This is a genomic window from Pseudoduganella sp. LjRoot289 (assembly GCF_964252925.1).
In the GTDB taxonomy this organism is placed as follows: domain Bacteria; phylum Pseudomonadota; class Gammaproteobacteria; order Burkholderiales; family Burkholderiaceae_D; genus Rugamonas.
The window spans coordinates 2,038,202-2,063,175 of sequence record NZ_CAXUPN020000001.1; the positions used below are offsets into that span (position 1 = coordinate 2,038,202).

Annotated in this window: 18 protein-coding genes; 9 read left to right on the top strand and 9 right to left on the bottom strand. The window is 65.9% G+C overall.

Annotated elements, in window-relative coordinates:
• The first annotated feature begins 6 nt into the window (after positions 1-6).
• From ACSQ8Y_RS08740 to ACSQ8Y_RS08755, 4 genes are read left to right on the top strand one after another with little or no spacing between them, the layout of a single operon-like run.
• Positions 7-2,955 carry a glycosyl hydrolase gene (locus ACSQ8Y_RS08740; protein WP_436266054.1) on the top strand — a complete coding sequence of 983 codons (2,949 nt, stop codon included), beginning with the start codon at positions 7-9 and terminating at the stop codon, positions 2,953-2,955.
• A gap of 23 nt (positions 2,956-2,978) precedes the next feature.
• Complete coding sequence (locus ACSQ8Y_RS08745) at positions 2,979-4,466, top strand: glycoside hydrolase family 28 protein (protein WP_436266055.1); 1,488 nt, start codon at positions 2,979-2,981, stop codon at positions 4,464-4,466.
• On the top strand, positions 4,466-5,665 hold the full coding sequence (locus ACSQ8Y_RS08750; protein WP_436269789.1) for a glycoside hydrolase family 88/105 protein: 1,200 nt from the start codon (positions 4,466-4,468) through the stop codon (positions 5,663-5,665). Before ACSQ8Y_RS08745 ends, ACSQ8Y_RS08750 begins: the two co-directional genes overlap by 1 nt.
• Positions 5,662-5,976, top strand: a complete 315-nt coding sequence (locus ACSQ8Y_RS08755; RefSeq protein WP_436266056.1) for an L-rhamnose mutarotase — start codon at positions 5,662-5,664, stop codon at positions 5,974-5,976. Before ACSQ8Y_RS08750 ends, ACSQ8Y_RS08755 begins: the two co-directional genes overlap by 4 nt.
• Positions 5,977-5,984: 8 nt before the next feature.
• Here ACSQ8Y_RS08755 and ACSQ8Y_RS08760 read toward each other — a convergent pair whose 3' ends face one another.
• A complete protein-coding gene (locus tag ACSQ8Y_RS08760; protein ID WP_436266057.1) occupies positions 5,985-6,896 on the bottom strand; it encodes an alpha/beta hydrolase in 912 nt (303 codons plus the stop codon).
• 50 nt (positions 6,897-6,946) lie between these two features.
• On the opposite strand from ACSQ8Y_RS08760, the gene ACSQ8Y_RS08765 reads away from it, so the two are divergent.
• The 4 genes from ACSQ8Y_RS08765 to ACSQ8Y_RS08780 all read left to right on the top strand — a co-directional run bounded on the left by ACSQ8Y_RS08765 (position 6,947) and on the right by ACSQ8Y_RS08780 (position 13,535).
• Positions 6,947-7,561, top strand: coding sequence for a 3-keto-disaccharide hydrolase (locus tag ACSQ8Y_RS08765; protein WP_436266058.1), 615 nt, complete (start codon positions 6,947-6,949; stop codon positions 7,559-7,561).
• A 211-nt stretch (positions 7,562-7,772) separates the two neighbouring features.
• Entirely contained in the window at positions 7,773-12,209 is a 4,437-nt protein-coding gene (locus ACSQ8Y_RS08770) for a GDSL-type esterase/lipase family protein (protein ID WP_436266059.1), read from the top strand.
• Between the two features lie 92 nt (positions 12,210-12,301).
• On the top strand, positions 12,302-13,048 hold the full coding sequence (locus tag ACSQ8Y_RS08775) for a DUF6250 domain-containing protein (RefSeq protein ID WP_436266060.1): 747 nt from the start codon (positions 12,302-12,304) through the stop codon (positions 13,046-13,048).
• Between the two features lie 4 nt (positions 13,049-13,052).
• Positions 13,053-13,535 (top strand): nuclear transport factor 2 family protein, encoded by a 483-nt coding sequence (locus ACSQ8Y_RS08780; protein WP_436266061.1) that lies wholly within the window; start codon positions 13,053-13,055, stop codon positions 13,533-13,535.
• 156 nt (positions 13,536-13,691) lie between these two features.
• Here ACSQ8Y_RS08780 and ACSQ8Y_RS08785 read toward each other — a convergent pair whose 3' ends face one another.
• The 5 genes from ACSQ8Y_RS08785 to ACSQ8Y_RS08805 all read right to left on the bottom strand — a co-directional run bounded on the left by ACSQ8Y_RS08785 (position 13,692) and on the right by ACSQ8Y_RS08805 (position 19,967).
• Entirely contained in the window at positions 13,692-14,390 is a 699-nt protein-coding gene (locus tag ACSQ8Y_RS08785) for a GDSL-type esterase/lipase family protein (RefSeq protein WP_436266062.1), read from the bottom strand.
• Positions 14,391-14,415: 25 nt separating this feature from the next.
• Positions 14,416-15,747, bottom strand: a complete 1,332-nt coding sequence (locus ACSQ8Y_RS08790; protein ID WP_436266063.1) for a rhamnogalacturonan acetylesterase — start codon at positions 15,745-15,747, stop codon at positions 14,416-14,418.
• Positions 15,748-15,750: 3 nt separating this feature from the next.
• Positions 15,751-18,117, bottom strand: coding sequence for a glycoside hydrolase family 2 TIM barrel-domain containing protein (locus ACSQ8Y_RS08795; protein ID WP_436266064.1), 2,367 nt, complete (start codon positions 18,115-18,117; stop codon positions 15,751-15,753).
• Positions 18,118-18,242: 125 nt separating this feature from the next.
• On the bottom strand, positions 18,243-19,400 hold the full coding sequence (locus ACSQ8Y_RS08800; protein WP_436266065.1) for an alpha-hydroxy acid oxidase: 1,158 nt from the start codon (positions 19,398-19,400) through the stop codon (positions 18,243-18,245).
• A 213-nt stretch (positions 19,401-19,613) separates the two neighbouring features.
• The gene (locus ACSQ8Y_RS08805) at positions 19,614-19,967 is read right to left on the bottom strand and encodes a universal stress protein (protein ID WP_436266066.1); all 354 of its coding nucleotides are present in this window, start codon (positions 19,965-19,967) and stop codon (positions 19,614-19,616) included.
• A 182-nt stretch (positions 19,968-20,149) separates the two neighbouring features.
• On the opposite strand from ACSQ8Y_RS08805, the gene ACSQ8Y_RS08810 reads away from it, so the two are divergent.
• Positions 20,150-21,169, top strand: coding sequence for a diguanylate cyclase domain-containing protein (locus tag ACSQ8Y_RS08810; RefSeq protein WP_436266067.1), 1,020 nt, complete (start codon positions 20,150-20,152; stop codon positions 21,167-21,169).
• A gap of 82 nt (positions 21,170-21,251) precedes the next feature.
• Here ACSQ8Y_RS08810 and ACSQ8Y_RS08815 read toward each other — a convergent pair whose 3' ends face one another.
• The 3 genes from ACSQ8Y_RS08815 to ACSQ8Y_RS08825 all read right to left on the bottom strand — a co-directional run bounded on the left by ACSQ8Y_RS08815 (position 21,252) and on the right by ACSQ8Y_RS08825 (position 24,731).
• Positions 21,252-22,082 (bottom strand): response regulator, encoded by an 831-nt coding sequence (locus tag ACSQ8Y_RS08815; RefSeq protein WP_436266068.1) that lies wholly within the window; start codon positions 22,080-22,082, stop codon positions 21,252-21,254.
• On the bottom strand, positions 22,075-23,814 hold the full coding sequence (locus ACSQ8Y_RS08820; protein WP_436269790.1) for a PAS domain-containing hybrid sensor histidine kinase/response regulator: 1,740 nt from the start codon (positions 23,812-23,814) through the stop codon (positions 22,075-22,077). Before ACSQ8Y_RS08820 ends, ACSQ8Y_RS08815 begins: the two co-directional genes overlap by 8 nt.
• Positions 23,815-24,005: 191 nt before the next feature.
• Positions 24,006-24,731 carry a Crp/Fnr family transcriptional regulator gene (locus tag ACSQ8Y_RS08825; RefSeq protein WP_436266069.1) on the bottom strand — a complete coding sequence of 242 codons (726 nt, stop codon included), beginning with the start codon at positions 24,729-24,731 and terminating at the stop codon, positions 24,006-24,008.
• Positions 24,732-24,974 lie beyond the last annotated feature (243 nt).

The window sequence follows — 24,974 nt, forward strand, 5'->3', positions numbered from 1 at the left end:
TCATCTATGAGCAAGCGCAATCTGCGCGGGCCGGCGGCTGGCCGTCTCCTTGTTCCTCCGCCTGTTCGCCTGATGCCATGCGCATGGCTGGTCGCTGCCGCCCTTGGCGGCGCCGCCCACGCCGCCGCGCCGGTGATATCGGACCGTATCGCCGACGTGGCAGCCCGGCTGGCCACGCCGCCGGACGACGCGAAGGCGCTTGTCCGCTGGTGGTGGTTCGGGCCGAATGTGCTCAAGCAGCAGCTGGAGCGTGAAATGCTGGCGATGAAGGCCGGCGGTTTCGGCGGTTTCGAAATCCAGCCCGTCTATCCGATGGAACTGGACGACCCGGCGCGCGGCATCCGCAATGTGCCGTATATGTCGCCGGAATTCCTGGACGCCGTCAGCTTCGTCAACAACAAGGCGCACGAGCAGAATCTGCGCGTGGACATGACGCTGGCCAGCGGCTGGCCATACGGCGGACCGAACGTTCCGGTGACGGAAGCGGCGGGGCGCATGCGCGTTACCGCCGTCGCTGTGGCGGCAGGGGCCGAGTCCTATGCCATGCCGTCGGTGATGAGCGGAGAAAAGCTGCTTGCCGCTTTCGTCGGCGAGGGCACGCCTGCGCAGTATGACGCGACCAGGCTGCAGATGCTGCCTGCCGGCGCCGGCAGCAATGGCAGCGGCGCCGGCAGCAATAGTGCTGCCGTCGCCGGCTCGCCAGCCGGCCCGCGCGGCAGCTTGGCAATCGCTGGCGGCATCGCCTCCGGCCGTGTCGCGGTCGCACCGTCGGCCCAGCCGCGCGTTGCCGTGTACTACATTGCCAGCCGCACCGGACAGCAGGTCAAGCGCGCTGCGCTGGGCGCCGAAGGCTTCGTGCTGGACCACCTGAGCCGCAGCGCCATCGAGCACCACTTGAACACCGTGGCCGAACCATTGCTCAAGGCTTTTGGCGACAAGCCGCCGTACGCCGTCTTCTCCGACAGCCTGGAAGTCTACGGCACAGATTGGACAGACGACTTCCTGTCCGAATTCCAGCGCCGCCGCGGCTACGACCTGAAGCCGCATCTGCCCGCCGTCTACAGCGGCCAAGGTGCGGACGCGCCCGCGCTCAGGCACGACTGGGCGTTGACGCAGACGGAGCTCGTCAACGAACGTTACCTGACTCCGGTCAATGACTGGGCCGTCAAGCACAACACGCTGTTCCGCTCACAGACGTACGGCGAGCCGGCAGTGTCGATGTCCAGCAACCGCCTGGTAGCACTGCCGGAAGGAGAAGGTCCGCAGTTCCGCAGTTTCTCGTTCACCCGTCTCGCCACGTCGGCAGGCCACCTGTACAACCGTCCCGTCATCTCAGCCGAGACCTGGACCTGGCTCAATTCGCCAGCTTTCAGCGCCACGCCGCTGGACATGAAGGTCGAAGCGGACCGCATGCTGCTGCAAGGCGTGAACCAGTTCGTCGGCCACGGCTGGCCATATACACCGCCAGGAGCGCAGGAACCCGGCTACTCCTTCTACGCGGCCGCCGTGTTCAACGACCACCAGCCGTGGTGGAACGTCATGCCCGACGTGAATGCCTACCTGCAGCGCACCAGCTACCTGCTACGCCAGGGGCAGCCCGCCAACGACGTGGCCGTACTGCTGCCGAACGACGACGTCTACGCCGCGCTCACGCCCGGCAAGGTCTCGCTGTCGGCCGAAATGCACAAGCACGTCACGCCACTGCTGACCGAGCAAATCCTGGACGCGGGCCACAACCTCGACTACGTGGACGCCGAATCCATCCTCGCGCTGGGCATCAAGCACTCCGTGCTGGTGATGCCGCACGTAAGCCGGCTTGCGCCCGAAGTGCTGGCCAGACTGCAGGCCTACGTGCGCGGCGGCGGCAAGATCATCGCCATCGGCAGCAAACCGTCGCTGGCGCCAGGCTATGGCGACGCCACGCGCGTGGGCGCGCAGGTGGCGGCCGCCTCGCAGGCCTTGTTCGCCTCCAGGCAAGTGCAACTGGTGGCGGACGACGCAGCCGTGGGCATGGCGCTGAAGAAGACGTTGCCGGGTGACCTGCGCCTGGCAGCGCAAGCCTCCGACGTGGGCTTCGTTCACCGCAAACTGAGCGATGGTGACATCTATTTCATCGCCAACACCAGCAACCGCGAGGTCCGCACCACCGCCACGCTGCGTGCCACGCGCCGCCATGCCGCCTGGTGGAATCCCTTTGACGGCAAAGCGACTGCAGCCAGCGTAAAGCCCGACTTCGCGCTGGTCCTGGCGCCGTACGAGTCGCGCGTGCTGGTGCTGGCCGACACGCCACAGCAGGCCACGCCGGCGCTAAGCGCAGCGTCCGAAACCGGCCCCCAGCCGGTGCGGAGCGGGGTACCGGGGCCGGGGGCGGCATCCGTGCCGGGTCATGGCGCTGCGCCCGTCGCGCCCCTCGTGCTGGCCGACCTGAGCCGCGATTGGCTGCTGGCTTTCCCCGGCGCCAAGGCGCATGCCATGGCCGCGCTGAGTTCCTGGACCGACAGTGCCGCCACCCGCCACTTCTCCGGCGAGGGCGTCTATACCCGGGAAGTCGACCTGGCCGCTGCGCAACTCAAGGACGCACGCGTGACACTGGACTTCGGCCAGGGCACGGCGCTGGAAAGCACGCCCAAAGTCCCGGCAGGCATGCGCGCCATGCTGGAAAGCCCGGTGCGCGAAGCTGCGGTGGTCTACGTCAACGGCGCCCGCGCGGGTTCGGTCTGGCGTCCGCCATACCAGCTGGACGTGACGCCATGGCTGAAGGCGGGCCGTAACCAGATCGAGGTGCGCGTTGCCAACCTGGCGCTCAATGCACTGGCAGGCCAGGAACGGCCCGATTACCGCCTGTTGTCCGCCCGTTACGGACAACGCTTTATCCCGCAGGACACGCACCTGATCGAGCCCAAGCCTTCCGGCATGCTTGGTCCCGTGCGCCTGCTGTCGGAGCAGATCAAATGAGGAACAGCATGCAGTCACGATGGATGGCATCACGATGGATGCGGGCGGCGATGGCCGCCGCGATGGCCGCTGCAATGGCCGGTGTATTGGCGCTGGCGGCGCCGGCGAGTGCGAAGGAGGCCCGGTGGGAGACCTTCCACGACAAGAACTACAGCGTCGAGAACTACGGTGCCAAGGGTGACGGCGCCACGCTCAACACCAAGGCCATCCAGGCCGCCATCGACGCTGCCGCGCAAGGCGGGGGGCGGGTCGTTATCCCGGCAGGGATTTATCTGAGCGGCTCGATTTTCGTCAAAAGCGGCGTTACGCTGTATCTGGACAAAGGCGCCACGCTGCTCGGCTCCCAGCGCATTGAAGACTATCCGGTGATGCCGACCCGGATCGCCGGCATCGAAATGCGCTGGCCGGCCGCGCTGGTCAACATCTACGAGCAGAAGAACGCCACCATTGAAGGCGAAGGGACGATCGACGGCGACGGTAAGGTCTTCTGGGACAGCTACTGGACCTTGCGCAAGCAGTACGAACCGCGCGGCCTGCGCTGGGCCTCCGACTACGACGCCCAGCGCCCGCGCCTGGTCCAGGTGTTCAACTCCTCGAAAGTGAAGGTCGGCGGCGGCCTGCTGTTGCGCCGTTCGGGCTTCTGGACGCTGCACATCTGCTACTCGACCGACGTGACCGTGGATGGTGTTGTCATCCGCAACAACGAAGGCGGCCGTGGGCCGTCCACGGACGGCATCGACATCGATTCATCGAAACGCATCCTGGTGCAAAACGCCGACATCGCCGTCAACGACGACGCCCTGTGCCTGAAGGCAGGCCGTGATTCGGATGGCCAGCGCGTGGCGCGCAGCACCGAGGACGTCGTGATCCGCAATTCCGTGATACGCGACGCGGCGGCAGGCATTACCTTCGGCAGCGAGACGGCGGGCGGCTTCCGCAATATCGAGGCCTACAAGCTCACGGTGGTAGGCAACGTCCCGGTCGGCATCCTGTTCAAGTCGGCGCACACGCGCGGGGGCTTCGGCGAGAACCTGCGCCTCCACGACATCACGATGACGAACATCCCGGTCGTCATGCGCATCACCATGAACTGGAACCCGAGCTACAGCTACGCCACGATTCCGCCGGAGATCAAGGACTATCCGCCGTACTGGAAAGTGCTGGCCACGCCGGTGGCCAGGGAAAAAGGCATCGCCTACTTCCACGACGTGCAGATCTGGAACATCAAAGCCACCGGTGCGACGACGGCCTTTGAGGTCGATGGTTACAAGGAAGTGCCGCTGGAGCGTTTCAGCCTGTCGAAACTGGACATCCAGGCGCAGCAAGGCGGCCATATCTACGACGCGAAAGACTGGCAGTTTTCGGACGTGAAGCTGGCGCTGAGCGCACCGGTGGAACTGGAGAACGCCATCGGCGTGCGCGGCCTGCCGGCCGGCGCCACCGTCGTGCGCCCCGCCAAACCGAAGGAAGACCCTTCCAAGAAAAGCTTTGAAGAACAGGATAAAACGTGATGCTCAACCAAACCATACTGATCGCAGCACTGGGCCTGGCATTCTCGGCCGCCCAGGCGCAAACCGCGCCGCAGCAGAGCTATCCGCTGCCGACGCCGGTCCAGCAGGCCATTGTCGACAAGGACACCAGCCGCCACTTCGGCGACGCGCCGGCCGACGGCGGTCCGCTCGCTACGGACCTGTCGCCGGCCTTGCAATCCGCCGCCATCGACAAGGCCTTGCGCAAAGTGGCCGACTGGCAGCTCGAACGCACCCAGCGCCACCTGGACAGAATCTGGACATCGGCAGTGCTGTTTACAGGCTTCATGGCGGCGTCCGAGGCGACCGGCGACAGCAAGTACCGCGACGCCATGCTTGCCATGAGCAAGCAGTTCCAGTGGGACTTGAAGGGACCATATCCGAACGCGGACGACATCAGCGTTGCACAGACCTATCTCGAGCTGTACGAGCTGTATCCTTCGCCCGAAAAGCTGGCGCCGACCCGCGCCCATCTCGACATCCTGATCGGCCTGAAGACCCTGCGTCCAGGGGACGAGCGCCTGCCATGGTGGTGGTGCGACGCGCTGTTCATGGGGCCGCCGGTCTGGCTGAAGATGTACAAGGCCACCGGCGAGCGCAAGTATCTGGACTATGTGCACGAGCAGTGGCAAAAGACGTCCGAGCTGCTGTACGACAAGGAGGCGCACCTTTACGCGCGCGACGCGAGCTATATCGGCAAGACGGAGCCGAATGGCAAGAAGATCTTCTGGTCGCGCGGCGAAGGCTGGGTGATGGGCGGCCTGGCGCGCACCATAGACTATATTCCGGCGGACGATCCGAAGCGGCCTTTCTATATCCAGCAACTGCGCGAGATGTCGGCGGCCGTCGCCAGGCTCCAGGGGGCGGACGGCCTGTGGCACGCTGGCCTGCTGGACCCTGCGGCCTATCCGCAGCCGGAGATCTCCGGCTCGGCCCTGTTCGTCTACGGCATGGCCTACGGGATAAACAAGGGTTACCTGGATGAAAAAACCTACCGGCCGGTGATCGAACGCGCCTGGGCCGGCATTCTGAAGAGTATCTACGCGGACGGCCGCCTTGGCGGCATCCAGCAGACCGGTGCGGAACCGGCGTTCTACCGGCCCGCGTCCAGCTTCAACTATGGCGTGGGCGGTTTCCTGCTTGCGGCGTCGGAGCTGAAGAAAATGGCGGCCAAAAAATGACAACACGCGCTTTCCGCATGAAGCTCAAGCCAGGTGCGGTGGAGGAGTACCGCAGCCGCCACGATGAGCTGTGGCCCGAACTGAGCCGCGCCCTGCGCGACGCGGGTATCTACGACTATTCGATTTTCCTGGACGAGGAGACGCTGCACCTGTTTGCCGTAATGAAGCTTTGGCCGGACAATATGATCAAAGCGCTGCCGCAGAGGGAAGTGATGCAGCGCTGGTGGGACTACATGGCCCCGTTGATGGAAGTGGAAGCAGGCAACCGGCCGTGCGAGTGGCCGCTGGAGCGCATGTTCCACTTCGCGTGAGTGGCGGCTTACCCCGCCTGCTTCCGCGACAACAATCCCCGCGTGCGCAGCCATTCTTCCGCTCGGCGCGGCCAGTCGGACGAGGTGCCCAGGCCATCCTTCATGCCCATGCCATGCCCGCCGTGCTCGAACAGATACATTTCGGCCGGCACGCGGGCCTTCGTCAGCGCCTGGTAGAACAGTATGCTGTTCTCCACCGGCACCGCCTGGTCTTCCTGGGTATGGATCAGCAGCGTGGGCGGCGTGGCGGCGGTCACCTGTTTTTCCAGCGACATCAGCTGTACCGCGTCGGCGGAAGCCGCCTTGCCCAGCAGGGCCTTGCGCGAGCCGGCATGCACGGCCGGCGCTTCCATGGTGATGACGGGATACATCAGCATCAGGAAGTCCGGGCGGCCGCTGGTGGCGTCCAGCGCGGCGCCGGTCCGCCCGGCAGGCAGGTCGAACAGGGTGCCCGCGCTGGCTGCCAGATGGCCGCCGGCCGAGCTGCCCATGACGCCGATGCGGGCAGGGTCGATGCCGAATTCCGCCGCGCGCGAGCGCACCATGCGCACGGCGCGCAGCACGTCCTGCAGCGGCGCCGGATGGCCGAATTCCTGCATGCGGTATTTGAGCACGAAGGCGGTCACGCCCAGGTGCGACAGCCAGTTGGCGTACTGCGTGCCTTCGCGGTCTGCGGACAGGCGCACATAACCGCCGCCAGGGCATATGATGACGGCTGTGCCGTTCGGCCGGTCCACCGCAGGACCGATCAGCGTCAGCGTCGGCTCGCTGACGTTGGCGATGCGGCCTTCGCTGAGCTGTTCAGCGCCCAGTCCGGGGCGCGCGCCGGGAACGCCTTCCGGCCAAAGTGGAATCACGGATGCCGCGCTGGCCAGGGTCGAAAGACAGGTCATCATCGAAGCTAGTATGAGTTTTTTCATGGTGTGGGAGAGCATATCAGATGGGTAATCGTAGAACGGTGTGTGTTGCGGTGTGTACTGCATTGATGCTGGCTGCCGGCCAGGCGGCCGCGGTGGATTTGTTCAACGGCCGCGATTTCAGCGGCTGGCAGCTGGAAACCACGCCCGCTGCGCCGGTGGAAAGCGTGTTCAGCATACTGCCGGGCGGCGTGGTGGCATCGGCCGGGCAACCGTCGGGTTTCCTGGCCACCACCGCCAGTTATCGCAACTACCGGCTGCACGTGGAATGGCGCTGGAGCGCCAAGCCTGGCAACGGCGGCGTGCTGCTGCACATCAGCCCTGGCCCCATGGACCGTGTCTGGCCGGTGAGCCTGCAGGTCCAGACCAAGAAGGGCAACGTCGGCGATCTGCTGCCGATGGCCGGCTACACATTCGCGGAGCCGCCCACCAGCGCGCCGGGCGCTTCGCCCGTGATCAAGGCGCGGACGGCTGCCGACAGTGAATTGCCTGCCGGCGAATGGAACAGCGCCGACATCGTCAGCCTCGACGGCGTGGTCGAGGTGAGCATCAATGGCGTGGCGCAGAACAAGGTGACGCGGGCCGCGCCCCTGTCCGGCCGCATCGGCTTCCAGCTCGAAGGCGCACCCTACGAACTGCGCCGGGTGGAGCTGACGCCGCTGGAGTGAGCGGCTCATTTCTGTTTCAGCCACGTTTTCGGCATTGGCGCCGGCATCGGCAAGATGCAGATGTTGAGCGTGCGGACCGGAGGGCATGGCATGTGATCGTGAGGTTGCGGGAAGCCGATTGTGGACGCCTTTTCAGGGGCGTAACGCTCATCTTCCTGATTCTTTGCCAGCCACGCGTGATCGGCCAAATTCCTGTCATAGAATTGTCTTCATGAACAAAATCCTCAAGGCGCTGGGCCGCGCCGCATCTTCACTGGCCTGCTGCCTCGCAGTATGGGCTGCTCCCGCGACCCATGCGCAAAGCCCACTTCCTCCAGCCGTCAACACGGATCCGGCCCAGGCCCGGCCGGTGTTGCCCGAACCTGGCAACGCGGCGTTGCCGACGCTGTTCCTGATCGGCGACTCCACGGTCCGCAACGGCCGCGACGACGGTCAGGGCAAGGGCGCCGAAGGACAATGGGGCTGGGGCAATCCCATCGCCGCCTATTTCGATCCGGCCAGGATCAATGTGGTGAACCGCGCCATAGGCGGCTTGAGCAGCCGTACCTACATCAGCGGCGGCCACTGGGAACGCACCCTGGCGCTGGTGAAGCCGGGCGACGTGGTTATCATGCAGTTCGGGCATAACGATGCCAGCGCCATCAATGACACCAGCCGCGCGCGCGGGACCATCAAAGGCACCGGCGAAGAGACCCAGGAGATCGACAACCAGTTGACCGGCAAGCGCGAAACGGTGCGCAGCTACGGCTGGTATCTGCGGCTATACATCGCCAACATCCGCGCCAAGGGCGCGACGCCCATCGTCAGCTCGCCGGTTCCGCGCAAGAACTGGGCGCCGGACGGCAAGATCGTGCGCGGGAGTGGCGACTACGCAGGCTGGGCGGCGGAAGTGGCGCGCAGGGAGCTTGCCGGCTTCATCGACCTGAACGACCTGGCTGCCCGCAAGTACGATGAGTTGGGACGCGAGGCGGTCATGAAGCTGTTCCCTTTGGTGACGCCGGACGAAAAGACGCACACCAACCTGGCCGGCGCTGAATTGAATGCCCGCATGGTGGTGGCCGGGATCAAGGCGCTGCGTGTGCCGGTGTTGCAGGCTGTGCTGAACGCCAGGGCTGCGGAGATTGCGTCCGCCGAGGACGAGCGGCCCGTCGCGGACGCCTCCAAGGTACGCGCCGACACACCGCGCGACCCCGCACTGCCGAATATCTTCATCGTTGGCGACTCGACCGTGCGTGGCGGCGGCGCGAATGGCGCCATCGGCTGGGGGGAGCGCATCGCGCCATATTTCGACACGGGCAAGGTCAACGTCGTCAACCACGCTATCGGCGGGCGCAGCAGCCGCACCTTCTACACCGAGGGGCGCTGGGACAAGGTGCTGGCGCAGATGAAGGCCCGGGATGTGGTGCTGATCCAGTTCGGCCACAACGACGGCGGCCGTATCGGCGACCCGGCCATGAAGGGCAGGGCGTCGGGCAAAGGAACCGGGCAGGAGACGGTTGAGGAAACGAAGGCCGACGGCAGCAGGGAGCAGGTCCACACCTTCGGCTGGTATGTGGCGAAGTACCTTGCGGACGCCAAGGCGAAAGGCGCGTCGGTGGTGCTGTTGTCCCCGGTGCCGCACAAGGATGCCTGGGAACAGGGCCGCGACTTCGCCGCCGTCGCGCAGTGGGATGCGGAAGTGGCGGCGGCGGGCGGTGCGCAATTTGCCGACCTGACCGTGGTGGTCAGCGACGGTTACCGCCAGCTAGGCGCCACCGCCGTCAGCGGCTTCTTCTCCGACGCGCGCACGCATACGAATGACGCCGGCGCCCAATTCAACGCACAGCGCGTGATCGCCGCGCTAAGAGGACTCGCCGGCAATCCCGTGGCGGCTTATCTTTCCGCGCAGGGCAGGTCGGTGGCCGCAGCCGCGCCGGCAAGCGGCAACCCGTCCGGCGCCGCCCCTGCAGCGGACGGCAGCGTGTCCTTGCGCTGGCTCGGGGCTACCGTCCGAGATCCGGCCGCGCAGGCCGGTGTCAGCTGGGGCGTGCCGTGGCCGCAAGGCCGCGTGGGCAAAAGCCAGCCGTTCACGCTAAAGGGCGCCGACGGCAAGGCCTTGCCGCTGCAATCATGGCCGCTGGCCTACTGGCCGGACGGCTCCATGAAATGGACCGGCTTCGCCACCGTGGCAAGCAGCGCCGCCCCAGGTGAGTTGCACCTGGCGCCCGCGCAAACCGCAGCCTCCAACGCCGCAATCGCTTCCGGACCACAGCCCGCCATTGCACTGCGGCAGAAAAACGGCATCGTCGATATCGACACCGGCGCAATGAAGGCCCGCCTGCGCACCAGCGGCGCCAATCTGATCGAATCAATCTCGGTCGCGGGCCGCGAAGTCGCGCGCGCCGGCCAGCTGGTCGCCATCCTGCAGAACGGTCCGGACGCGAACGAGGGCCCGGGCCCTCGCCGGGAAAAATTCCTCAGCGAGGTCCGCCATGTCACCGTCGAACAATCCGGCCCGGTGCGCGCGGTGCTGAAGGTGGACGGTGTCCACAAGGCCCCGAAGGGTACGCGAGCGTGGCTGCCATTCAGCGTGCGCCTGTACTTCTACGCTGGCCAGGAAGCTGTCCGCGTCGTCCATACGATGACGTACGACGGCGACCAGGAACGGGATTTCATTCGCGGCATCGGCCTGACCTTCGCCGTTCCCCTGCGCGAGCAATCGTTCAACCGCCATGTGCGCTTCTCGGGCCAGGACGGCGGCCTGTGGGCCGAACCGATCCAGCCCGGCGCGGGCAACGCCGCGCAAGTGGCCGGTGAACGTATCGACGGCGGCGGCTTCTACGCGCCCAGCGATACCGACCAATACGCCATCTGGAGCGACTACAAGCTGACGCAGTCCACCCCGGACGGCTTCACCATGCAGAAACGCACCAACGAGCGCAGCTCCTGGGTCTTCAGCGGCGCCGGCAAGCGCGCCTCCGGCCTGGCCTACGTCGGCGACACCAGCGGCGGCCTGGCGCTGAGCGTCAAGGACTTCTGGCAGTCCTACCCCAGCGGCCTGGAAGTGCGGGGTGCCGCAACGGACAGCGCGCAGCTGACGGCCTGGCTCTGGTCGCCGGATGCCCCCGCCATGGACATGCGCCACTACGCCACGCGCGCACACGGCTTGCCTGCCACCTACGAGGACGTGCAGGCCGGCATGAGCAAGGCCTACGGCGTCGCCCGCACCAGCGAACTGACGATATTCCCGACCGCCGGCGTCCCCGCGCGTAACGCAATGGCGGCCATGGCGCAGGCGGGCGAACAGCCGCCGCTGCTGGCCGCCAGCCCCGAGTACCTCCACGGCACGGGCGTGTTCGGCGTATGGGGTCTGCCGGACCGCTCCACGCCGCTCAAGGCCGAGATGGAAAACCGTCTCGACTCCATGCTCGCCTTCTACAAGCAGCAGGTCGACGAGCGCTATTGGTACGGCTTCTGGTACTACGGCGACTTCATTCACAGCTACAACAACGCGGCCCACGTCTGGTACTACGACTACGGCGGCCATGCCTGGGACAACACGGAGCTGGGTACGCCGCTGTGGCTCTGGTACAGCTATCTGCGCACCGGCCGCGCCGACGTGTTCCGCTTGGCCGAAGCGCTGACGCGCAACACCAGCGAGACCAACGTCTATCACATCGGCCCGATGACCGGTCTGGGTTCGCGCCACAACGTCGTCAAGTGGGGTGATGGCGCCAAGGAGGCCCGTATCAGCCAGGCTGCGCACTGGAGGCCATACTACTACCTGACGACGGACGAGCGCACCGGCGACATCATGCGCGAACAGCTGAAATCCGACATCGCCGCCATCAAACACGATCCGATGCGGCTGGCACAGCCGGTGCTGCCGCAGGACCCCAAGTATCCGGGCCGCATCCGCATCGGACCGGACTGGTTCGTACTGGCCGGGAACTGGATGACAGAATGGGAGCGCACAGGCGACGTGCGCTGGCGCGACCGCATCAACGCCGGCGTGGACGGTATCCTCGCGATGCCTTACTGGCTGCGCTCGGGCGTGCGCCACGGCCTCAATCCGCTGCTGGGCGGAAGCAAGATCGGCCCCTTGAAAGGCGGGGGCAGCATGACGGTGGGCTATGACCCTGCCACCGGCAAGCTGTTCCCGATTCCCGATCCGGTCGACGGCAAGCAGGTGCCGGTCAACTACAACCTGGCCACCATCCAGGGCGGCGCCCAGGTGATGTTCGAACTGGTGCCACTGCTTGGCCGCGACGATTTCGCGCGCGCATGGCTGCAGTACGCAAGGCTGGGCGGCGCGCCCGCCGAGGTGCTGGACAAGGACCGCTTGACGGGCAACGAAGGCGCCGGCGCCGAATACGTGGAGAAAGGGCAGGGCGGCCCGCGCCTCGCAGCCTATGCCTATGCACACACGAAAGCACCCGCCTACTGCCAGCGCGCTGTCGCCGCGCTGGTGCGCTACCGTGGCGCGGAGCAGCGTCTGGTCAGCGGTGCCGACACGCTCAATCCCGTGCATGAAGCACCGGGGGTGTCGACCAACGACGCCGCCCAGTCCGGCCTGAGCACAATGGAAATCCTCGCCTTGTGCAAGGACGCGCTGCCAAATGAACTGCCGCCCGCGGAAGCCGCAGGCGGACGCAAGGCGGCGCAGTGATGCCCCGCGCCCGCTCGGTTCCCGGCCCATCGGCGGCGCAACCGCATCTTGCCAGCGTCTCAAAATTCCGGTGGCTGGCAGCTTCGTTTTCTTTGGCTGACCTGGCACTTGTTGCCGCCGTCTGCGCCTTGAATGCCGTTGCCGCAGGACCGGCCGCCGCTGCGCACGCGGCGATAGTTCCCCCGGCCTGCCCAGACTGGGGGACGAAAGGCGCGCTGCTGCATGCGGACAGCTTCGACTCCGGCATGCAGCAATGGGTGCCCGAATACCGTTCCGCCGCCGGCTCCAGTGTGGCAGCCAGCCAAGGCAAGCTGACCGTAGACGTCGCTGGTGACGCCACGGTGTGGTTCAAGCCGCGTTTGCAGGGCGATATCCTGATCAGTTACCGCCGAAAAATGATGATGGGCGGCGGGCCGAACGACCGCCTGTCCGACCTGAACCAGTTCTGGATGGCATCCGATCCGCGACATGACTATCTGTTCACGCGCGACGGCACCTTTAGCCAGTACGACGCCCTGAGCCTGTATTACATGGGCATGGGCGGCAACAGCAACACCAGCACGCGTTTCCGCAAATATGACGGCAGCGGCCAGCGGGTGCTGCTGACCGACTTGTCCGACGCGGCCCATTTGTTGCAGGCCAACCGCGACTACGCAATCCAGATCGCTGTCTACCAGGGGTGCACCCGCATGCTGATCGACGGCGAGGAGTATTTTTCCTACCGCGACGCGGCCCCGCTGCGAGCCGGGCATTTCGGGTTCCGCACCACGCACTCCAGGCAGGAAATCAGCGATTTCACGGTCCACCAGCTCATTCCAGGCAACGGCAACGTAAAATAGCGATATGAGACCTGCAGCTCTACTATTCCTGACCGCCGTCCTGCCGCTGGCTCTTCCGCCCAGCGCGCAAGCCGCCTCCTGTCTTCCTGTGCCCGACCTGATCGCGCGCGACGCGCAATACGAGGAGGCGATGCGCATCGGCGACGCTGCTTTCCTGGACAGCCATCTGGCGGAGGATTTCGTCTGGGTGCATAACTTGGTATCTTCGATCGACGACAAGGCTGCAGTGGTTGCGCGGGCGCGGAAGCCCGCCAGCATACCCAAGGCCCGCACCACCAGCGACGTGAAGGCGCAAGTGTTCGACAACACTGTGGTGTTGCGCGGGCTGAGCACCGTGGATGCATGGAACAGCGACGGCAAGACCTGGCGCAGCAACCGCTACCAGTTCATGCGCACCTACGTGAACACCCCAAGCGGCTGCAAGCTGCTGGCGGTGCAGACGATGAAAGTATGGTCCAGCGAAAAGGCGGCCGGGCAGGGCAGGTAGGGCGGGTTAGCGGGCTTCGCCCGCGTAACCCGCCAAAACGGGCGCATCGTACGAACGTCACTCCTGCCGGAGTGACTTAAGAGCAGCGCAGCTGCGTAAGCAGCCAGGTGTGCCGTTAGCGCGCGCCCGGCAGCAGGGCCGCGTCTGCGTTGCGGGTCACTTCAGCACCGCGGTCAGCAGCGCTTCCAGCTCGTCAGCCCATACGCCATAGCCGTCCGTGGTCAGGTGCAGCTTGTCCTTGCTCAAACCCTTCCAGTTATCGCCTTCCGGCAGGAAGCGCGCCGCCAGGTTCAGGTAGTAGATGCTCTTCCGGTCTTCCATGGGCTTTAACAGCTTGTTGACGGCCGCCATACGCTGCTCGGCGCGCGCATTCGGCAAAATACTGACCAGGATGATTTTCACGCCTGCGAATTTCTGCTGCGTCGCGTCGACCACGGCTTTGACACCGGCTGCGATTTCCTCAGGCTCATCCTGCACGTTGTTGGTGCCGATCATGATGACAGCGACCTTGGGCTTGATGAAGGACAGGTCGATGTTCTGCAGGCGCCACAGGGCATGCTGGGTCTTGTCCGAACCCAGTCCGAAATCGAAGGCGCGGTATTCGAAATGGCGGCTCCAGATCGGCGCGCCGGCACCCCAGCGGAACTGCTCGGTGATCGAATCGCCGATGAAAATCAGTTCAGCCGGGCTGCCCTTGCGCACGGCCACATAGTCACCGAAGTAGGTCTGGTAGTTCAGGCGCGGCGCGTAATTCTGGTCGCTTGGCGCGGTGGCTGGCTGGTCCGGCGTGGCGCGGGACGGCAGCGCCGTGCAGAGTGCAAGGGCGGCGGTGGTTGTGAGCAGCAGGCGTTTCATATCGGTCTCCGGTGACGGTGGTTAATTATTGGCGCGCAGCTGATGGACCAGCGCCGGCTTGTATGGCGTGCGCCTCGTCGCCCAGCGGGCGCTGGTTGCTGAAGTTGGGGCTGGGCGGGACAGCGAAGGCCGCCACCGGGTCGGGCTTGGCGGGATCGAAGTTGCCGTAGCCTTCCGCGATGAAGGCGGCGGCGGGCACGCCGGCCTGGCGCAGGCCGGTTGCCACCGCTTGCGCCAACTCGTAGCTGCCGTAGTTGTTGTGGTGCGTGTTGTCGGTGCGGCCAGGTTCCGGTTCGGCGAAGGCGGCCTTGGACTGTTCCGTGCCGAGCGCCTCGTAAAACGGTTTGCTTATCGCGTTGAGGTCGATAAAGGCCACGCCCAGTTCTTGCGCGGACTGGCGCGCCGCGTCGGCGTAGTCGATCAGCGACGGGATCACCTTGCCGCCGGCATCGAAAGCCCGGCGCTCCATGGAGGAGATGACGACCGGCACGCCGCCGTGCGCACGAACGCCGTCCACGTGCTGTTTGATCTCGGCCTGATACGTGGTGAACGGGCCGCCTTTGCCTTCCTTGATCTGTTTCTGGTCGTTGTGGCCAAACTGCATCAGCACCGTGTCGCCGGGGCGCATGGCGCTGAGGACTTTGTCGAGGCGGCGCCGGCTCAGCGAGTCGCGGTAGGTCTCGCCGGACTCGCCATGGTTGGCGACCGCGATGCCCGGCTTCAGGAAGCGCGGCAGCATCTGGCCCCAACTGGCGTAGGGTTCGTTCGGCTGGTCGCACACGGTGGAGTCGCCCAGCAGGAAGATGGTCGGCGTTTGCGCAGGCGTGATTTCAATCCTGCGCACGGCGGGGCTGGCGCCGTTGAACTCGAGGGTCAGGCGGCGGTCCCAGTTCCATGCCTCCTGCACCGTCTCGCGCGGCGCCTTGAGCTTGACGGCGCCAGCGGCGATGCCCGCGCCGGCGGGAATTTGCGGCGTGCGGACGTTGACCGTGAAAGTGCGGGTCTCCGTCTTGCCGGGTGCGGTGCGGACGTTTTCCAGCATCAAGCGCCGCAGCTCGGACTTGATGGTGGTCGTGGACGCGTCCGGCGTTCCTCCCAGCGTCACGGTGACGTTGTAGTTCCCTTCGGGCAGATCAACCGAGAAGAAGGATGGCTTGCCCGGCGCTGCGCCAAGCTCGTAGCCGTAGCCACGGCCGGCGCTGTACCCGGTGCCGGGCGCCACGGCGGTGTAGCCGGCGGCAGGCGCTTGCGTACTGAAGTCGAACTTGCGCGCATCGCTTCCTTCTGGCGCAGCAATGGCAGCGGCCGGGAGAACGCTGGCCGCGGCCAGCAGCAAGCGGCTGATAGTCGGATTCATCGCTTACCGCTTCGCATCGGCTGCGGGGGCGGCGCTGGCAATGCTCACGCTGCCGTCGGCCAGTCCCGGCGCGCTGGCTTTCAGCGTGATGCCGGCGCCCGCCGCGCTGGCCTTGACGATGGCGATGCACTGGCCTTGCGCTACCTTGCATTTGTTGGTCTGGTAGGGCTCGTGGCTGGTGTTGCTGCCGTTGTCCACCCCTGCGAGCGTGCCCGGACCGGCCACGGTGAAGGTGATGGCGGTATTCACATTGGGGTTGACCACGCCGTTTGCATCCACCACTTGCGCGGTGACGTAGGCGGCCGAGTCGAAGTCCGGCGTCAGTTCGGCGCGGTTGGTGGTGAGCACGATGCGTGATGGGGCGCCTGCCGATTTCAGCTCGTCCGCCGCCACTTCCTTGCCGCCATTGCGGGCCACCGCGCGCAGCGTGCCGGGGGCGAAGGTCACGTCCCAGTTGCGCGCGCTGTCGTTGGCGGGCTTTGTTTTGGCGCCAAGCGAGTTCCCGTTCAGGAACAGCTCCACTTCCTCGGCATTGCTGTAGACCTCGATCTTGGCGTCGTCATAGGTGCCGAAGTCGCTTGGCGTCCAGTTTGCGACCCAGGCGCCGGCACCGCCGTTGTCCTGCTTGCGCACAACGCGCACCATCGGCTTGGCCGACCACCAGCTCTGGCGCTGGAAGCCGCGCGGCTTCCAGTTGCCGGCGCGGTCGAACAGCCCCTGGTCGTAGGTGGTGGCCGGCCAGTCGTTCTCGCCGAGGTAGTCGAAGCCCACCCACAGGAACTGGCCGGCGATGAAGGCGTTGTCGCGCATGGCCAGCCAGGCGGCCAGCGTATGGCCGTTCTCGGTACCGATGACCTTGCGCTTGGGATTGGCCTTGTGCGCCGCCACCAGTTCGTTCTCGCGGTAGTTTTGGCCGACGATGTCCATGGTTTCGACGAAGCCGTTCTCGTACACCTTGGACAGGTGGGGCCGGAACAGCGCCATGGTGACAGGACGGCTCGGGTCCAGCTCGTGCACCAGGTCTTGCTGCCGCTTATACTTCTGGAAGCCTTCCGGGTTGTTCAGGTTGTCGTGGATTTCGTTGCCCACGCTGTACAGCACGATGCTGGGGTGGTTGCGGTCGCGGATGACCATTGCGCGCGTATCGGCTTCCCACCACTTGGTAAAGAAGCGGTTGTAGCCTTGCTCGCCATTGGGCTTGGCCTCGTTCCAGGTATCGAAGGACTCGTCCAGCACCAGGAATCCCATCTGGTCGGCCAGGTCCAGGAACTCCGGGGCTACCGGGTTGTGCGCGGTGCGGATGGCGTTCACGCCGGCTTCGCGCAGCAGCTCGAACCGGCGGCGCCACGCATCCAGCGGCACGGCCGCGCCCAGCGCGCCGGCGTCATGGTGCAGGCAGACTCCCTTGATTTTCAGGTTCACGCCGTTCAGCCAAAAACCGCTTGCCGCGTCGAACTTGATGTCGCGGATGCCGAACCTGGTGGTCTGTTCATCCAGCACGGTGCTGCCGCTGCGGAGCGTGGAAACGGCGCGGTAGAGCTGCGGCTGTTCAAGCGACCAGCGCTGCGGCGACGCCACGGTGACGTTCTGCACAAATTCGGCGGACTGGCCGGCCGCCACGGTCTGACGGGTTTCGGCGGTCTGCACCACTTTGCCGCTCGGGTCGTAGATGACGACCTGCAGCGTGTATTCTCCCGTCGCCGCAGCCTTGCTAGCCACGTCGGACTGGATGCGCATCGTCGCGCTGTCCGCGCCGGCATCGCTTGCGCTGACAAACACGCCGCCTTCGCCGAAATGCACAGCTTCGGTACTGACCAGGCGCACATGGCGATAGATGCCCGCGCCGGTGTAATAGCGCGACGCCGGCTGCACCTCGTTGTCCGCGCGGACGGCGATGACGTTGGTCTGGCCCTTGCCAAATTTCAGGTGGCCGGTCAGGTCGTAACTGAAGCTGCTGTAGCCGTAAGGGCGCTTGCCGAGGTGATGGCCGTTGATCCAGACATCGCTGTTGGCCATGACACCGTCGAATTCGATGCGCACGCGGCGTTTGGCTTCGGACGCGGGCAGCGCGAACTGCTTGCGGTACCATCCTATGCCCGCCGGCAGATAGCCGCCGCCGCGGCCGGTGGGGTTGGCCTGGTCGTAAGGCCCTTCTATGCTCCAGTCGTGCGGTACGGCCAGGCTGCGCCACTTGGCGTCGCTGAAGGCGGGCTGCTCGGCGCCTTTGACTTCGGCCTTCTGGAAGCGCCAGCCGGGATCGAAGCTGGTGGTGACGCGGCCGCCGGTCCCGGCCACGGCCAGGGTGGAGAAACTGGCCAGCAGCAGCGCCAGGGTGGCGGCGCGAGGCGCCGCGAGCAGGGGAGTAGTCATTGTCTCTTCGAGTATTTATGGTGTCGCCGTATTCTAGGTGCTGCTCACCCGCCGGCGCACGGCGCGCAAAAAACAATCAGGAAGTTGACCAGTCCTGTGCGCGGGCGCGCGAACGGCGGCTCCCTTTACCAGTGTTTGGGTAGCACGATGTGCGAGCGGTTCGCTTCGCGGATGTCGCGGATGCCGGACAGCGCCATCGACACATCCAGTTCCTTGCGCATGATTTCCAGCGCCAGGGTGACGCCTGGCTTGCCCATCGCGCCCAGGCCGTAGATGTAGCTGCGTCCCGCCATTACGCCGCGCGCGCCCATGGCGCAGGCTTTCAGGATGTCCTGGCCCGAACGGATGCCACCGTCCATCCATACCTCCACATCCGGGTTGACGGCGTGTACCGCCTCCAGCGCGTCCGGCAGCGCGCGGATGGAGCTCATGGCGCCGTCCAGCTGGCGCCCGCCGTGGTTGGACACGACGATGGCGTCCGCGCCGCTACGGGCTGCCAGTTTCGCGTCCTCCGCATCGAGCACGCCTTTCAGTATCAGCTTGCCGTCCCACTGCTTGCGCACCCACTCCACGTCCGCCCAGCTCAAGGTCGGGTCGAACTGCTGGCCGACCCAGGCCATCAGCGTGGACAGGCCCTGCGCGCCTTTGACGTGGCCGTCGAGGTTGCCGAAGGTCTTGCGCTTGCCCATGAGGACGCTGGCGCACCACGAAGGCTTGCGCATCATGTCGACGATGTTGGACAGGGTGGGGCGCGGCGGCACGGTCAACCCGTTGCGCAGGTCGGCGTGGCGCTGGCCGAGGATTTGCAGGTCCAGTGTCAGCACCAGGGCCGAGCACTTGGCGGCTTTGGCGCGGGCGATCAGGTCGGCGGCGAAGGCCCGGTCGCGCATCACATAAAGCTGGAACCAGAACGGCTTGCTGGTGGCGGCCGCCACGTCTTCGATGGAGCAGATGCTCATCGTGGTGAGCGTGAAGGGGACGCCGAATTCCTCGGCCGCCTGCGCCGCCAGGATTTCGCCGTCGCCGTAGTTCAGGCCGGTCAGGCCGACCGGCGCCAGCGCCACCGGCATGGCGGCGTGCTGGCCGGCCAGCGTGGTGGCGGTGTTGCGGTGGTCGACGTTGACGGCGACGCGCTGGCGCAGGTGGATCGCCTCCAGGTCGCTTTTGTTGGCGCGCATCGTGCCTTGCGTGTAGGAGCCCGAGTCGACGTAGCCGAAAATGGCTTTGGCGACGCGCCGTTTTGCCTGCAGGCGCAGGTCTTCGATCTCTGTGATGACAGCCATGGTTGCGGATTGCCGGGCGGGTTGGAATGGGCTCCGAGTATCGGGAGTCCCCTCTTCAGTGTCAACCGGTCCGGCAATGTAATCATCTTTATGAGCGTTGCGGGACGGTGTAGACGCGCTATGTGCTTGAGCCCTATTCGGCGCGGAACACCAGCACGGGAACCGGGCTGTGCACCAGCACCTTGTGCGTCTCGCTGCCCAGCAGCACACCGGTCAGCCCCAGCTGGCCGTGGCGATCAGGTCGCAGCGGCGCGCCAGCGCTGTCTCCAGGATCTTGCGGTGGGGCCGGTCGCCGCGCGCCAGCACGCAGTCGCAGCCGATGCCGCGCGCGGCGGACGCTTCGGCGACGTCGGCCAGCAGCTTGTCGGCGTGCGTGGTGCCGTCGCGCGCAAACACCTGGCGCGCGGCATCTTCGATCTCTGGCGCGTAGCTGAACACATGGGCGTCCGGCAGCACATGCACGGCAGTGATCTTGGCGCCGGTCTCCGCCGCCAGCGACAGGGCGGCACGCACTGCCGCTTCGGAGGCGGGCGAGCCGTCGGTGGGCAGCAATATATGTTTGAACATGGGGTCTCCTCGGCAGTCGGTCGAGCGCCGGCGGGTGCGCGCGACCGTGTGCCGACAGTCTGCGCAGCGGTTCGCCCTGCTGCCTTGATCCAGATCAATTTTCACGTGAAAAAAGACGGCCAGGCTTTGATGCGGACGGTTGCGCGCGGCGCATAATAGCGTAGAGCACGAAGGGAGGCGGTATGGCTATGGCTGGCGGACGCGGTAAGGCGGCTTGGTTGTTCGGCGTGGGCATCGCCGCTTCCCTGTTGGCCGCGACAACGACGGCCTGGCATCTCAAGCGCCTGCTGGAGGCCGGCAAGGCGGATGCGCGCCGCCTGCAACTGGCTGCCAGCGTGTTCAACGCCGCCGCCGAGGGCATCGTGCTGGCCGATGCCGACCAGCGCATCATCGACGTCAATCCGGCTTTTATCGCCATGAGCGGCTATGCGCGCAGCGAATTGCTCGGCCAGCGCACCAGCATCCTGCGCTCGGGCAGGCAGGACCGCGCCTATTACCAGGGCATGTGGCAAACCATCGCCGAGCAAGGCTACTGGCAGGGGCAACTGTGGGACCGGCGCCGCGACGGCGTGTTGTTCGCCGCGCATGTGACCATCACCGAGGTGCGCGACTGCGACGGCCGCGTCAGCCACTATATCGCCCTGTTCGCCGACATCACCGATGAGCGCCTGCGGCAGGAAGAGATCGAACGGGTCGCCCACGCCGATCCTCTGACAGGCTTGCCTAACCGGCGTTTGCTGGCCGATCGCCTGGAACAAGGGCTGGCGCGGGCCGCGCGCAGCGGCTGCACGGTGGCGGTGGGCGCAATCGACCTGGATGGTTTCAAGGAAGTAAACGACTCACTAGGGCACGCCGCCGGCGACGCTGTGCTGGTCGAGGTGGCGGCGCGGCTGCAGCGCGTGGTGCGCGCCAACGATACCGTCGCGCGCCTGGGCGGCGACGAATTCCTGTTGCTGCTGCCGGACCTGGATCCGGCCCAGCCCGGCATTGCGGAGGACATCGTGCGCCGTGCGCTGCTGTCGGTGCGCGAGCCCATCGCCGTATGCGGTGGCGCCAACGCGCTGGTCTCGGCCAGTATCGGGCTGGCGCTGTATCCGGACGACGGTCACGACGCTGCGGCCCTGTTGTGCGCAGGCGACGCGGCGATGTACGAGTCTAAACGGCGCGGGCGCGACCAGTATTGCCGCGCCCGCGCCGCCTAGGCTGCGCGGCCTGCCGGGGCGTAGCAGCCTGGGCGATGGCGCCCAGTCGGGCCGGCGTGCCCACGATGGCGTGCCGCCGCCGCTAGCGGCCCCCTGGGTTCGGCAGCGCCGACAGCAGATGGGTGATGTCGCGGCCCACGCCGCGGAAGCCGCTGAAGCGCCCGCCGGTGTCGAACATGGGCTCGCCGCTCACCTCGACGTACTGTTTGACGCCGCGCGCGGTCATGCGGCTGCAGATCAGGTCGAGGAAGGGCTTGCGGTCGGCGATATTGTCCTCCAGCGCGGCACGCTCGGCCGGGTCCCATGCGCCGGCCGGCTGGCCTGGACCTTGTTCAAGGCCGAGCATGCCGGCCGCGTCGCCCGCGCTGCAGACCAGCACGCCCTCGGCGTCCTGCTCCCAGTACCAGTCCGAGGACAGTTCGGTGAAGCGCTGGAAGCGCGCCTCGCTGGCGCGCAGCTCGGCGGTGCGTTCCTGTACCGTGAACTCAAGTTGCTGGTTGTAGTGGTTCAGGCGGCGGTGCAGCAGGCGCACTTCAAGCATGTTGCGGATGCGCGTCTCCAGCTCCACCAGTTCATAGGGTTTGCTGACGAAGTCGCGCGCGCCGGCCTGCAGGGCGCGCAGCTTCTGGTCGGGCTGGGCGGTGACGACCAGCACCGGCACGTAGAAGTCCGGCTCGATGTCCTGCAGCCCGGCCATCACGCCGAAGCCGTCCAGGCCCGGCATTTGCAGGTCCAGCAGGATCAGGTCGTAGGCGTGCTCCATGTGCAGCGCGCGCACCTGGAAGGGGTCGGTGCAGGAGGTGACGTGCTGATAGCCAGCGTTGCCGAGCATCTGCTCGAGCAGCATGACATTGGCATCCTGGTCGTCGACGATCAGGATGCTGGCGTTGAGGATGGCGGATGCTTCAATCATGATGTTCAACCTTGTTTTCCAACTTATTTTCCAACTTATTGTCCTGCGCATATTGCAAAGCAATGTCGAGCGTATCCATGAATTCGACGACATTGATCGGTTTGGTGAGATAGCGGAAGAAGCCGGCCTCGATGCCACGCTCGACGTCGCGCGGCACCGCGTTGGCCGACAGCGCCACCACCGGGATGCGCGCGGTGGCCGCCTCGGTCTGCAATATCTTCAGGCAGCCGTAGCCGCTGATGCCGGGCAGGTTGATATCCATCAGGATCATGTCCGGCAGGCAGGTGCGCGCCAGCTGCAAGCCCAGGCTGCCGTCGATGGCGGTCAACAGCCTCAAGTCTCCGCGCCGCTCCACCAGTTGCTCGACCAGGCTCAGGTTGGCGGGATTGTCCTCCACGTAGAGCAGCGTGCGCGGCGCCGATGAGGTCGATGGACCTTGCGTCGGCTGGGCGGTATAGGCCGCCACGTCGATCACCGGCGCGGTGCTGGCCGGCAGTTCGATCCAGAACGTGGTGCCCACGCCCGGTTCGCTGTCGACGCCTATGGTGCCGCTCATCAGTTCCATCAACTGACGCGTGACCACCAGGCCGATGCCGGTCCCTTCCTCGCTGCTGTCGTTGCGGCCGAGGCGGTTGAAGGGCTGGAACAGCTGGCCGAGCTGCTCTTCTGTCAAGCCTTCGCCGGTGTCGTCGACGCTGACCCGTACGCTGTTCTCCACGGCGGCGCAGCGCACGGTCACGCTGCCGCCCGGGCGGTTGTACTTGATGGCGTTCGACAGCAGGTTGATCATCACCTGCTTGACGCGGGTGCGGTCGGCATGGGCGAACAGGGTCTGGTCGGCCTCCGGGAAATACATGGTGACGCCACGCTTTTGCGCCAGCGGTGCCACCATGGAATGGCAATCCTTCAGCACGTCGACCAGGCACATCGACTCTTGCGACATGGTCACGCGGCCGGACTCGATCATGGCCAGGTCCAGGATCTCGTTAATCAGGCGCAGCAGATACCAGCCCGCCTTCATGATCTGGTCCAGCGAACGCTGCTGGCGCAGCGGCGGCGGCGGTTTTTCCGACGACAGCAGCTGGGCGAAACCGAGCACCGCGTTGAGCGGCGTGCGCAGTTCATGGCTCATGCTCGACAGAAACTCGGACTTGGCGCGGTTGGCCTTGTCTGCCGTGGCGCGCGCCTTTTCCAGCTCGACGTTGGTTTCCTGCAGCGCATTCTGCTGGTCGCGCAGCCGCTGGTCGAGCACGGCTTGCACCGCCTCTGCCTGCTTGCGGGCGGTGTTGTCGGTGCCCATCAGCAAATAGCCGATCACGTGGTCGCGCCCGTCGCGCAGCGGACTGACCGAGACGATAGCCGGCAGGCGCGTGCCGTCCTTGCGGATATAGGTCAGCTCATAAATGTCCTCGATGCCGCGCGAGGCCTTGAACACCAGCGCCTCGAAGCCCGGCGTAATGACAGTGCCCAGCTCCTCGCTCAAGGAAGCGGCGCGCGCTACCAGTTCGTCGGCGTCCGAAATGCCGGCCGGGGTAATGCGGTTCACCACGTCGACGGCCTGGTAACCCAGCATGCGCTCGGCGCCGACGTTAAACAGCTGGATCACGCCTTGCGCGTCGGTGGCGATGCTGGAGAAATTGGCGCTGTTGAAGATGGCGTGCTGCAGCGCGTCGGCCTTGAGCAGTTGCTGCTGGCCGTGCAGCACCAGATTGCGGTTGCGCATCATCCACATGATGCGCAGATAGATGCCGACCAGGAAGAGGGCCCCGGCCAGCGCAGCGTTGCCGGCCAGGTTGAGGCCGGTCGCTTGGTCCAGCCCGCCGGTCCGCACCACCGCGAAGATCGTCAGCAGCACCAGCAGGGTAATGCCGAAACCGCCCAGCAGCAGGCGTTCGGTGGGGGTCTTCTGTCTAAGGTGCATGATCAACTCCGGTTCTGCCGCACGTCGGACAGCAGGCGCGCAAACTCGGTCTTGACCACCTGGTAGCACTCGCAGACCTCCGACTCCAGTCCCGCGCGGTCCAGCACGGTGATGTGGCCGCGCCGGTAGCTGATGTAGCCCAAGCCCTGCAGGCGCCCGGCGGCCTCGGTGACGCCTTCGCGCCGCACGCCCAGCATGCTGGCGATCAGCTCCTGCGTCATGGTCAGTTCCTTGTCGCCCAGGCGGTCCAGGGTCAGCAGCAGCCAGCGGCACAGTTGCTGGTGCAAAGTATGGTGGCGGTTGCACACGGCGGTCTGCGACATTTGCGTCAGCAGCGCCTGCGTGTAGCGCAGCAGCAAGCGCATCGCCGGGCCGGCACGGTTGAACTCCTCGAGCAGCAGGCTGGAACGCAGCCGGTAGCCGTGGCCGCCGGTTTGCACCACGGCGCGGCTGGGCGTGGTGTCCCCGCCCATGAACAGGGCAATGCCCAGTACGCCCTCGTTGCCGACGCCGGCGATTTCGGACGATCCGCCGTTTTCGAGCAAATAGTGCAGCGAAACGATGGCCGTGGTGGGGAAATAGACATGGGTGAGCTTGCCGCCGGGCTCGTACAGCACGTCGCCCAGGCGCATGGCGACCAGTTCGAGGTGGGGCGACAGGCGCGCGAATTCAGCGTTCGGCAGGGCGGACAGCAGGTGGTTTTGTTGGGGGCCGTTAAGACCGGACATGTCAGGATTCCTGATTCCAGTCGTCAACTAGGTGGGTAGCAGAGGCGGCTGAACGATTGCCGTGTCGACACAGTAACACAGCGCAAGTTTTACTGTCGGTTTCTCCGCAGGCAAGCGAACGGGGATCGCCGCGGCTGGAACGGGCTGCCGGACTGTTGTTTTGCAACACTACCGCCGGCAGCAGCACGGCCTGCACAGGTTTACCTATGAAAAACGGTGGCCCCGGCAATTACCAACGGTGGA